This window comes from Curtobacterium sp. PhB130 (assembly GCF_003755165.1).
GTDB lineage: Bacteria > Actinomycetota > Actinomycetes > Actinomycetales > Microbacteriaceae > Curtobacterium.
In genome coordinates this window covers 722,927-734,224 of sequence record NZ_RKII01000007.1, presented here as the reverse complement: position 1 = coordinate 734,224, position 11,298 = coordinate 722,927, and the positions used below count along the sequence as shown (strand labels likewise).

At 71.4% G+C, this 11,298-nt stretch carries 9 protein-coding genes and 1 tRNA gene; 4 read left to right on the top strand and 6 right to left on the bottom strand.

The window, feature by feature from the left end; all coding sequences use genetic code 11:
• Positions 1-2 precede the first annotated feature (2 nt).
• The 4 genes from EDF24_RS09320 (at position 3) to EDF24_RS09305 (ending at position 5,153) form a co-directional block, all read left to right on the top strand.
• A complete protein-coding gene (locus tag EDF24_RS09320; protein ID WP_260233399.1) occupies positions 3-1,700 on the top strand; it encodes an alpha-glucosidase in 1,698 nt (565 codons plus the stop codon).
• A 67-nt stretch (positions 1,701-1,767) separates the two neighbouring features.
• Complete coding sequence (locus EDF24_RS09315; RefSeq protein WP_123656068.1) at positions 1,768-2,694, top strand: ABC transporter ATP-binding protein; 927 nt, start codon at positions 1,768-1,770, stop codon at positions 2,692-2,694.
• A complete protein-coding gene (locus tag EDF24_RS09310; RefSeq protein ID WP_123702381.1) occupies positions 2,691-3,542 on the top strand; it encodes an ABC transporter permease in 852 nt (283 codons plus the stop codon). Before EDF24_RS09315 ends, EDF24_RS09310 begins: the two co-directional genes overlap by 4 nt.
• A gap of 225 nt (positions 3,543-3,767) precedes the next feature.
• Entirely contained in the window at positions 3,768-5,153 is a 1,386-nt protein-coding gene (locus EDF24_RS09305; protein ID WP_123702379.1) for a pyridoxal-dependent decarboxylase, read from the top strand.
• A 53-nt stretch (positions 5,154-5,206) separates the two neighbouring features.
• Here EDF24_RS09305 and EDF24_RS09300 read toward each other — a convergent pair.
• From EDF24_RS09300 to EDF24_RS09275, 6 genes are all read right to left on the bottom strand, one after another.
• A tRNA-Thr gene (locus EDF24_RS09300) sits at positions 5,207-5,282 on the bottom strand.
• Positions 5,283-5,326: 44 nt separating this feature from the next.
• Positions 5,327-5,962, bottom strand: a complete 636-nt coding sequence (locus tag EDF24_RS09295; RefSeq protein WP_123656060.1) for a TetR/AcrR family transcriptional regulator — start codon at positions 5,960-5,962, stop codon at positions 5,327-5,329.
• Between the two features lie 86 nt (positions 5,963-6,048).
• Positions 6,049-7,191 (bottom strand): DNA polymerase III subunit delta', encoded by a 1,143-nt coding sequence (locus EDF24_RS09290; protein ID WP_123656059.1) that lies wholly within the window; start codon positions 7,189-7,191, stop codon positions 6,049-6,051.
• Between the two features lie 64 nt (positions 7,192-7,255).
• Positions 7,256-7,888, bottom strand: a complete 633-nt coding sequence (gene tmk / locus EDF24_RS09285) for a dTMP kinase (protein ID WP_123702377.1) — start codon at positions 7,886-7,888, stop codon at positions 7,256-7,258.
• Complete coding sequence (gene topA / locus EDF24_RS09280; RefSeq protein ID WP_123702375.1) at positions 7,885-10,677, bottom strand: type I DNA topoisomerase; 2,793 nt, start codon at positions 10,675-10,677, stop codon at positions 7,885-7,887. Before topA ends, tmk begins: the two co-directional genes overlap by 4 nt.
• Complete coding sequence (locus tag EDF24_RS09275; RefSeq protein ID WP_123702373.1) at positions 10,653-11,297, bottom strand: pilus assembly protein TadG-related protein; 645 nt, start codon at positions 11,295-11,297, stop codon at positions 10,653-10,655. Before EDF24_RS09275 ends, topA begins: the two co-directional genes overlap by 25 nt.
• Position 11,298: the final 1 nt, after the last annotated feature.

The following is an 11,298-nucleotide window of genomic DNA, read 5'->3' as shown; positions in this document are numbered from 1 at the left end:
CAGTGAGTGGTCCAGAGCCGTGGTGGACGGACGCAGTGGTCTACCAGGTCTACCCGAGGAGCTTCGCCGACGGCAACGGCGACGGAGTCGGGGACCTCGCCGGGCTCCGGCAGCACCTCGACCACATCGCTGACCTCGGCGTCGACGTGATCTGGCTCTCCCCCGTCTACCGGTCCCCGCAGGCCGACAACGGGTACGACATCAGCGACTACGAGGACATCGATCCGCTGTTCGGCACGATCGACGAGTTCGACGCGCTGCTCGTCGAGGTGCACCGCCGCGGGATGAAGCTGGTGATGGACCTCGTCGTGAACCACTCGAGCGATCAGCACCCGTGGTTCCGCGCCGCCAAGCTGTCGCGCGCGTGCCCGAAGCACGACTGGTACATCTGGCGGGACCCCGTCGACGGCCACGAGCCGAACGAGTGGCGCGCCGCGTTCGGTGGCCCGGCGTGGAGCTGGGACCCCGGCACCGGGCAGTACTACCTGCACATGTTCACGCCCCAGCAGCCGGACCTGAACTGGGACAACCCGGACCTCCGCGCCGCGGTCTACGCCATGATGAACGGCTGGCTGGACCGCGGTGTGGACGGCTTCCGGATGGACGTCATCAACCACATCGCGAAGGACCCGGCGTCGCTGTCGGACGGCAGCGCCGGCTACGTGATGCAGCCCCGCATCCACGACCACCTGCAGGAGATGCACGAGCGGGTGTTCGCCGGGCGGGACGCGCTCCTCACCGTGGGCGAGATGCCCGGCGTCACCGTGGCGGACGCGGCACTGTTCACCGACCCGGAGCGCCGTGAACTCGACATGGTGTTCCAGTTCGAGCACGTCGGCCTCGACCACGGCCCGGACACGAAGTTCGACAACCGTCCGTTCGACCTGCCGGCGCTGAAGACCTCGCTGGCCCGCTGGCAGACCGGGCTGGCGGAGTCCGGCTGGAACTCGCTCTACCTCGCCAACCACGACCAGCCCCGCCCGGTCTCGCGGTTCGGTGCCGCCGCGGTCGCCGCCGCTGCCGGGTTCGACGCCGATCCGTTCACGCTCCGGTACGAGTCCGCGACCCTGCTCGCCACCGTCCTGCACCTGCACCGCGGCACCCCGTACGTGTACCAGGGCGACGAGATCGGCATGGTGAACGCAGGGTTCGAGCGGATCGAGGACTACCGGGACATCGAGTCGCTGAACTGGTTCCGAGGCGCCGTGGGGCGCGGAACGTCCATCCCGGACGCCCTCGACGCGCTCGCGTTCCGCAGTCGGGACAACGCCCGGACGCCGATCCCCTGGGACGACTCTGCGCCCGCAGGCGGATTCTCGGCCGTCACCCCGTGGATCGGCATGGGGCAGGGCTGGCCGTCGATCACCGTCGCGGCCGACCGAGCCGCCGGCGACCGCTCGGTGTTCGACCACCACCGTCGGCTGATCGACCTCCGTCACGCGTCCCGGACGGTGCGGCTCGGCGAGTTCGCGCTGCTCGAGCCCGACCACCCGTCGCTCTGGGCGTTCACCCGGACGCTCGTCGACGAGTCCGAACCGCCGCTCGTCGTGGTCGCGAACCTGTCGTCGTCCGTGGTGATGCTGCCCGCCGCGATCAGCAGTCGGCTCGAGACGCTCGTGCTCGGCAACCTCGGCCGACCGGAGGTCGCCGACGAACTCCGGCCGTGGGAAGCCCGCGTGCACGAGTTCGGCCCGGCCTGACACAGCGGCGGGATCTCCATCCCGAGGGGGACGTGCCGCCCCGGCGGGCTGCCGTACCGTGGCCGCCGTGATCGAAGTCGACCATCTCACCAAACGCTACGGTCCGAAGCTCGCCGTCGACGACGTCTCGTTCGTCGTACGGCCGGGCAGCGTGACCGGCTTCCTCGGCCCGAACGGCGCCGGGAAGTCCACCACGATGCGCATGATCATGGGGCTGGACCGGCCGACCGCCGGCCGTGCCACCGTGAACGGGCGCCCCTACCGCGAGTTCCGCGACCCGCTCCGCCAGGTCGGGGCGCTGCTCGAGGCGAAGGCGGTGCACTCCGGACGGAGCGCGTACAACCACCTGCTCTCGCTCGCGGCGACGCACGGCATCCCGAAGTCCCGCGTGCACGAGGTGATCGACATGACCGGGCTGGACTCGGTCGCCCGCAAGCGCGTCGGCGGGTTCTCGCTCGGCATGGGGCAGCGACTCGGGATCGCCGCGGCGCTCCTCGGCGACCCACGCACCCTCATCCTCGACGAGCCGGTCAACGGGCTCGACCCCGACGGTGTGGTGTGGGTCCGGCAGCTCGCCCGGCGCATGGCCGCCGACGGCCGCACGGTCTTCCTCTCGAGCCACCTGATGAGCGAGATGGCGCAGACCGCCGACCGCGTCGTCGTCCTCGGCCGCGGGCGGGTGCTCGCCGACGCCCCGATCGCGGAGTTCGTCGCCGGAGCCGGCACCGCCGGCGGTGGAGGCTCCCGCGTCGTGGTCCGCACCCCGATGCCGGACCAGCTCTTCGCGGCGATCGGCCCGGCCGCCTCCGCGGTCACCCCGCGTGACGACGGCTCGTTCCTCGTCGTCGGTCCGGACGCGGCCGCCGTCGGCACCATCGCCGCGCAGGCCGGCGTCGTCCTCCACGAGCTCACCCCGGTGGGCGCGAGCCTGGAAGAGGCGTACATGGCCCTCACCCGCGACGACGTCGAGTACCGATCGGAGGGCACCCGATGAGCGCCACCACCGCCACCACCACCCTGCCGGCGAACACCGGCCTGAGCTTCCCCCGCCTCGTCCGGAGCGAGTGGATCAAGCTCCGCAGCATCCGGTCCACGGTCTGGTGCTACGCCATCCTGGTCGTCCTGACCATCGCGATGGCGGTGCTCATCGGCACGTTCGTGAACCAGGACGGTGCCGCGATGCCGACCGACGCCGCGAACGCCACCACGGTGAGCGTGAACACCGCGAGCGTGTCGATCACGGCCCTGGTGGTCGGGGTCCTCGGCGTCCTCATCATCACCGGCGAGTACGGCACCGGACAGGTCCGTTCGACCTTCACGGCCGACCCGGGGCGGATCGGCGTGATCCTCGCGAAGGCGTTCGTGCTCGCGCTGGCGACCTTCGTCGTGAGCGTCGTGTCGACGTGGATCGGTGTGCTGATCGCGACGCCGCTGCAGGCGGCGAACGGGATCCGCCCGGACCTCGCCGACCCGGCGGTGTTCCTGCCGATCCTCGGCTCCTCGGTCTACGTCACGCTGCTCGCACTCCTCGCGTACGGCATCGGGCTGCTCGTCCGGTCGAGCGCCGGCGGCATCGCGATCACCCTCGGCATCCTCCTGGTGTTGCCCGTCATCCTGTCGATCTTCGCCGGGCTGACCGGTGCGCAGTGGATCGCCGACGTCGGCCGGTTCCTGCCGTCGGACGCCGGCGGGCAGCTCTTCACGTACGCCTCGCCGGCCGCCGAGACCGGTGCCACGACGGGGCTCGTGCTGAACGGTTGGGGCGGGTTCGCCGTGCTGGCCGCGGAGGTCGTCGCCGTCGGCGCGGCCGCCATCGCGGTCGCGCGTGCTCGCGACGTCTGAGCACGCCGCGAGGAGTACCACCAGAAAGCGACAGTGGTCGGGAGCGCAGCTCTCGACCACTGTCGCTTTCGTGCACCAGTCCGTGAACTGGTCGCGACCAGAACCGGCCTGGAGGCTCGGGTCGGCCCCGCACCGCGCCTCCCGTCCGGTGGGTGGCCGGATTCCGGACCGGTCCGGCGTCGGAAGGGGCTTGCGGGTGTGACCGAACGGGACGACCATCACCGCATGGACATCGATCCGGATGACCACCGCGCCGCACTCGCACGGGCCCAGGCGCACGCGGTCGCGTGGATCGAGAGCCTCCCCGATCGCCCGGTCGCACCGTCGCAGGACGTCGACGCGATGACGGCGGCGTTCGGTCGTCCCCTGCCGGACGGCCCGACCGCGGCGGCCGACGTCGTCGACGAGCTCGCGACCCTCGCCGAGCCCGGACTGATGGCGATGCCGTCCGGCCGGTTCTTCGGATGGGTGATCGGCGGGACCCTCCCGGCGTCGATGGCCGCGGACTGGCTCGTCAGCGCGTGGGACCAGAACGCCGCGATGCGGTACCCGACTCCCGCGACCGCCGCCATCGAGGACGTGGCCGGTGGATGGCTGCTCGACGTGCTCGGGCTGCCGGCGGGCTCGGACGTCGGGTTCACCACGGGAGCGACGATGGCGAACTGGACCGGCCTCGCCGCGGCACGCGCAGCGGTCCTCGACGCGGTCGGCTGGGACGTCAACGTCGCCGGGCTGATCGGCGCTCCCCCGGTGACGGTGCTCGTCGGCGCGGAACGGCACACTTCGCTGGACCTCGCGCTCCGGTACCTGGGCTTCGGCGCGCCGACGCTCGTGGACGCGGACGACCAGGGCCGGATCCTCGTCCCGGCGCTCCGCGCACACCTGGAGTCGGTGGAGGGACCGGTCATCGTGTGTCTCCAGGCCGGCAACCTGCACTCCGGCGCCTTCGACCCGATGCGCGAAGCCGTCGCCGTGGCGCACGACCACGGCGCCTGGGTGCACGTCGACGGGGCGTTCGGGCTCTGGGCCGCCGCGAGCCCCACCCTGCGGCCGATGCTCGACGGCGTCGAGACGGCGGACTCCTGGGCGACCGACGCCCACAAGACGCTCAACGTGCCGTACGACTGCGGTCTGGCGATCGTCGCGCGGCCGTCGGTCACGCGTGCGGCGCTCGGGACGCAGACGGCCTACCTGATCCGCGACCCCTCCGACGCGTCGGAGCCCTTCGACCTGGTCCCGGAGATGTCCCGCCGCGCCCGCGGGGTGCCGGTGTGGGCGGCGCTCCGACAGCTCGGACGCAGCGGGGTCGTCGACCTGGTGGAGCGGCTCGTGGCGAACGCGCAGGCCCTCGCCGCCGGACTGTCCCGGCTGCCGGGCGTCGCGGTGCTGAACGACGTCGTCTTCACCCAGGTCTGCCTGACGTTCGGGTCCGACGAGCACACCCGGGCCGTCACGCAGGAACTCATCCGGGAGGGCGCGGTCTGGATGTCCGGATCGCATTGGCAGGGCAGGGACGTCCTGCGGATCTCGGTGAGCAACTGGTCCACCGATGACGACGACGTGGCGTTCTCGATCGCCGCGGTCGAGCGGGCGATGGCCGCCGCGACCTGACCACGGGAAAGGGCCCCGATCCGCTTCTGCAAGCGGATCGGGGCCCTTCTTCGTGGAGCCGCCTGTCGGAATCGAACCGACGACCTATTCATTACGAGTGAATCGCTCTACCGACTGAGCTAAGGCGGCGGACGCTCCGTTCCCGGAGCGGCACGGGACACGACTATACAGGTTCAGACCAGCGAGCGCGAAACGAGCGCGCCGAGCTCGTCGAAGGACCGCTGGAGGTCGTCGACGAGGTGCGATTCGGCCGGTGACTCCGACCACTCCCACCACGCGTGCCGGAGGGTCGCGAGCGACACGAGGGACGCCAGCCGCGCCCGACGACGCAGTGCACGCTCGTCCGTGGCGAGGGTCGGGTCGTCGCGGGTGAGCCGCCGGGCGATGACGTCCTCGAGCTCCGCCTGGAACTCCTTCATCGACGCCATCCGCTGGCTGAACAGCTCCGGGTTGGCGCGGAGGACCTGCTGGCGTTCCTCGATCAGACCGCGTTCCTCGATCAGTTCCTCGGTCGAGTGCACCAGGAGCGCACCGACGTCGGCGAGGAGGTTCCCCGAGGGACCACCGGCTGCGAAGGCATCGAGCGCATCGTCGGCCGGCAGCGTCGGGTCGTCCCCGAGGATCGCCTGTTCCTTGCTCGGGAAGTAGTTGAAGAAGGTCCGCGGGGAGATGTCCGCGCGGCGCGAGATCTCGTCCACCGTGACGGCCGCGAGGCCCCCTTCGACCGCGATCCGGAGCGCAGCCTGCTGGATGGCGAGTCGGGTGGCGCGTCGCTTCCGTTCACGCAGGCCGGGTTCTGCATCGGGCATGGGGCGATTGTCGCACGCCGGCCCCGCAGCGCGCCCGGACCGCGTCGCTCGGCGCGCGTGGCGGCGCTGTGCCCGGGCGGCGCTGCTCAGCGGAGTGCGCGGACGATCGTGACGAGCAGCGCTTCGAGGGCGAGCAGTGCGGCGACGTTCGCGGCGATGCGGGTCCGCGCGAGGGCGACTGCGTCCAGCACCTCGAGCGCAGCGGCCGGCGGGACCGACCCGAGCGCCCGGTCGAGGTCGTCCTGCATCGCGAGGTTCACCGGTTCGCCCGGTGCGCCGAGCCCGAGCAGCAGGAGGTCGCGGTAGAGCGAGGAGACGTCGACGAGGATCCGGTCCAGCCCGTCGCGCAGGCTCCTGGTGGCGCGACGCTTCTGGTCCTCTTCCATCGCGCGCAGCTGGGACCGCAGGGCCGGCGGGATCGTGCCGCCCGGTTCGACGCCGAGCGACCGGAGTGCGGCGTCGCGTTCTTCCGAGTCGCGCTCCTGCGTGATCGCCTTGGCGTCTTCGTCCGCGACGGCGAGGAGCTCGGCTGCGGCCGTCACGGCTTCCCCGACGCTCCGGATGCGGAGCACGGTCTGCAGGGTGCGGCGTCGGCGGTCGCGTGCGTCGGAGCTCGTCGCGAGGCGCTGCGCCATGCCGATGTGGCTCTGGGCCTGCCGCGCGGCGTCGGTCGCGAGGGCGCGGTCGACCCCGGTGCGGGCGACGATGAGGTCGGCGACGGACTCGATGCCGGGTACCCGGAGGCGCACCGAACGGACGCGGGACCGGATCGTCGGGAGGAGGTCCGCTTCACTCGGCGCACACAGGATCCACACCGTGCGCTCCGGCGGTTCCTCGAGCGCCTTGAGCAGCAGGTTCGATGTGCGCTCGGTCATGCGGTCGGCGTCCTCGATGATCACCACGCGCCACCGGCCCACCGACGGTGAGTAGTACGAGGAGGTGACGAGCTGCCGGATCTCGTCGATGGTGATGATGACGCGCTGCGTGGTCAGGACGGAGACGTCGGGGTGGGTGTGCGCGGTGATCTGGCGCAGCGTGTGGTCGTCGTCCGGGCCGGATCCGACGAGGGCCGCGGCGAACGCGGTCGCGACGTTGGAGCGTCCCGATCCGGGCGGTCCGGTGATCAGCCACGAGTGGGTCATCCCGCCGGTGCCGTCCGGTGATTCAGCGGCGTTCCGGAGCGCGGCGACCGCTTCTTCCTGCCCGGTCAGGCCGTCCCACACGCTCACGAGGACATCCTGTCAGGGACCACCGACGTGCCACGACCACGGTGCGGGCACGGACGCCGGTCCGTCACGCGTCGATCCCGACGAGCGGTGCGAGGCCCGCGCGGATCGCCCGCTGGACGTCGCCCGCCGGGGCAGCCGCGTCCACGACGAGGAACCGCGACGGCTCCGCTTCGGCCATCCCGAGGAACGCCGAACGGACGGTCTCGTGGAACGCCGCCGCCTCGGACTCGAGCCGGTCGAACGTGTCGCCCCGGGCGGCGGCGACGCGGGCACGTCCCTCGGTCACGTCGAGGTCGAGCAGGACCGTGCGGTCGGGGACGAGTCCGTCCGCGGCCCAGTCGGAGACGCTGCGGACCTGCTCGGCACCGAGGCCGCGCGCGACCCCCTGGTACGCCACCGACGAGTCGATGTAGCGGTCCTGCAGCACGATGTCACCGCGGGCGACGGCGGGTCGGACCACGGTCTCGATGTGGTGCGCCCGGTCGGCCGCGTAGAGCAGCGCCTCGGCACGCGCTGACACGTGGCCGCGCTCGTGCAGCACGATCTCGCGGATGCGGAGCCCGAGGTCGGTGCCACCGGGCTCACGCGTCCGCACCACGGTTCGGCCGTTCGCTTCGAGCCACGCCGTGAGCAGTTCGGCCTGGGTGGTCTTCCCAGCGCCGTCACCGCCCTCGAGCGTGATGAAGCGCCCGGTCACTTCTTCTTGGCCGGAGCGCGCCGGGTGGTCGTGGTCTTCTTCTTGACCGGACCCTTGGCGCGCTTGTCCGCGAGCAGCTGGACCGCACGCTCGAAGTCCACCGTCTCGACCTCTTCACCACGCGGGATGGTGGCGTTGGTCTCACCGTCGGTCACGTACGGACCGAACCGGCCGTCCTTGACCTTGATCGGCTTGCCGGAGACGGGGTCGGCCTCGAACTCCTTGAGCGCGGCGCTCGCGGCACGCTTCGCGCCGTACTTCGGCTGCGCGAAGAGCTCGAGCGCGCCGGCGAGGTCCACGTCGAAGATCGCGTCTTCGCTCGGGAGCGTCCGGGTGTCGGTGCCCTTCTTGAGGTAGGGCCCGTACCGGCCGTTCTGCGCCGTGATCTCGGCGCCCGACTCCGGGTCGGTCCCGACGGTGCGGGGCAGGTCGAGGAGCTTCAGCGCGGTCTCGAGGTCGACGCTCTGCGGGTCCATCGACTTGAAGAGGGACGCGGTGCGCTCCTTCGGCGCCGCGGCCTTCTTCGTCGTCTTCTTCTTCGCGGGTGCGTCGGCCACGGCCGTGGCGGTCTTGCTCGTCGCCTTGGCCTTCGTCGTCGTCGCGGCGGGCTCGATGACCTCACCGGTGGACGGGTCAGCCGTCGGCTCGGGCTCCGGGGTGCGCTCGGTCACGTACGGCCCGAAACGGCCGTCCTTCGCGAGGACTTCCTTGCCGGTCTCCGGGTTGATCCCGACGACGCGGTCGCTCACCACCGGTGCCTCGACGAGCTCGCGCGCCTTCTCGGCGGTGAGTTCGTCCGGTGCGAGGTCTTCCGGCACGTTGACGCGGCGCGGCTTCTCGGGGTCGTCGCTCGGCGTCTCGATGTAGGGCCCGTAGCGCCCGATGCGGAGCGTCAGGCCCGGGGAGAGCTCGACGGAGTTGATCTCGCGCGCGTCGATCTCACCGAGGTTGTCGATGACCGTGCGGAGCCCGCGCTGGTCGCCGCCACCGAAGTAGAACTCCTTGAGCCAGTCGACCCGGTCCTCTTCGCCGCTGGCGATGCGGTCGAGGTCGTTCTCCATCTCGGCGGTGAAGTCGTACTGCACCAGGTCGCCGAAGTAGTCCTCGAGCAGCCGGACCACGCTGAACGCGATCCAGTTCGGGACCAGCGAGGTACCGCGCGGGGTGACGTAGCCGCGGTCGACGATCGTCGAGATGATCGCCGCGTACGTCGAGGGACGGCCGATGCCGAGCTCCTCGAGCGTCTTCACCAGGCTCGCTTCGGTGTAGCGCGGGGGCGCCGACGTGTCGTGGCCCTTCGCCTCGACCTCGTCGACACCGAGGTGGTCACCCTCGGTCATCGACGGGAGCTTGGTGTCCTTGGCGTCCGCAGCCGCCGATGCGCCCTCGTGACGCTCTTCGTCACGGCCTTCTTCGTAGGCGTTGAGGAAGCCGCGGAAGGTGATGACCGTGCCGGACGCGGTGAACTCGACATCGGTGCCGGCGGCGGTCGACGCGATGCCCTCGACGGACTCCGACGACGTGATGCCGAGCACGACCGAGGCGGTCGAGCCCTTGGCGTCGGCCATCTGCGACGCGACCGTGCGCTTCCAGATCAGGTCGTAGAGCTTCCAGTCGTTGCCGCGGAGCACCTTCTCCATCTGCGACGGCGTGCGGAACACGTCACCGGCGGGACGGATGGCCTCGTGGGCTTCCTGGGCGTTCTTGCTCTTGCCCGCGTAGCTGCGGGGCTTGTCCGGCACCGTGTCGGCGCCGTAGAGGTCCGCTGCCTGCTTCCGGGCGGCTGCGATCGCCTGCTGCGAGAGCGACGCGGAGTCGGTTCGCATGTAGGTGATGTGGCCGTTCTCGTAGAGCGACTGCGCGACGCTCATCGTCTGCCTGGCGGAGAACCGGAGCTTGCGCGCCGCTTCCTGCTGCAGGGTCGACGTGGTGAACGGTGCGGCGGGGCGACGCGTGTACGGCTTCGAGTCGACGCTGCGGACGACGGCGTCCCCGGCACGCTCGAGGACACCGGTCAGCGCGGTCGCCGACGCTTCGTCGAGGCGGACCGCCTCGGACGTGGTGTTGCCGCGGTCGTCGAAGTCACGACCGGACGCGACGCGGGTGCCGTGGATCCGGGCCAGGCGTGCCGGGAAGGCGCCCTCGCCGGCCTTCTCGAACCGGGCGGTCAGGTCCCAGTAGTTCGCAGAGACGAACGCCAGGCGTTCGCGCTCACGGTCGACGACGAGCCGGGTGGCGGCGGACTGCACGCGGCCGGCGGAGAGGCCGGGACCGACCTTGCGCCAGAGGACCGGCGACACCTCGAAGCCGTAGAGGCGGTCGAGGATGCGGCGGGTCTCCTGCGCATCGACGAGCGCGGTGTCGAGCTCGCGCGTCGCTTCCTGCGCTCGCTGGATCGCTTCCTTGGTGATCTCGTGGAAGACCATCCGCTTGACGGGGACCTTCGGCTTCAGCACCTGCAGGAGGTGCCACGCGATGGCTTCGCCTTCGCGGTCCTCATCAGTTGCGAGGTAGAGCTCGTCGGCGTCCTTGAGGGCACGCTTGAGTTCCGCGACGGTCTTCTTCTTCGCGTCGGACACGACGTAGTACGGCTCGAACCCGTTGTCGACGTCGACGGAGAACTTGCCGAGCGAACCCTTCTTCAACTCGGCGGGGAGGTTCTTGGGCTCGATGAGGTCACGGATGTGCCCGACTGACGCCTGGACCTCGTATCCGTCACCGAGGTATTGCGCGATCGTCTTCGCCTTCGCGGGGCTCTCGACGATCACGAGCTTCTTCGTGCCTGGCACGTGACTCCTTGATCGATGGTGCTGTCGGCCCTGGGACGACGTGCATCCGGGTCGACCGGGACATCGATGACCGGCGGGCCGACAGGCACACCATACACACAGTGTCGGGGATGCCCGCGGGAAGACGGCCGTCCGGGCACCTGCGGTTCTGAGGAAGGACCGGCGACGGCGACCGCCCGGACGCCGAACGGACCGGAGCGGGCGACGACCGCGACGCGGACGACCGCCCCGGAGCGCTCGCACGCACCCGGGACCGCGCCGTTGCCGCGGGCCACACGGGCCGCGGCCACGCACACCTCGTCGGGGAGCAGCCCGGCCGCGGCCGCGGCACCGGCGAGCGCTGCCGCGTCGGCAGCGCCCTGAGCGCGCACCGACGCCGTCCGGACCCCCGCTGCGGCGAGCACCGACCCGAGGACCAGCGAGACGACCGCGACCAGCGCGACGACCACGACGGTCGCCGACCCGCGCTCGCGCGTCCCCGCCGACCCGCGCTCGCGCGTCCCCGCCGACCCGCGCTCGCGCGTCCCCGCCGACCCGCGCTCGCGCGTCCCCGTCGTCGCCGTCGCCGCCGTCGCCGTCGCCGTCGCCGTGACCGTGACCGCGGCCGTCGTCCGCGCCACG

Coding starts and splice junctions, on each gene's coding strand:
- EDF24_RS09295 (WP_123656060.1), bottom strand. CDS start 5,962: ATGCCCGATGCAGAACCCGGCCTGCGTGAACGGAAGCGACGCGCCACC.
- EDF24_RS09305 (WP_123702379.1), top strand. CDS start 3,768: ATGGACATCGATCCGGATGACCACCGCGCCGCACTCGCACGGGCCCAG.
- EDF24_RS09310 (WP_123702381.1), top strand. CDS start 2,691: ATGAGCGCCACCACCGCCACCACCACCCTGCCGGCGAACACCGGCCTG.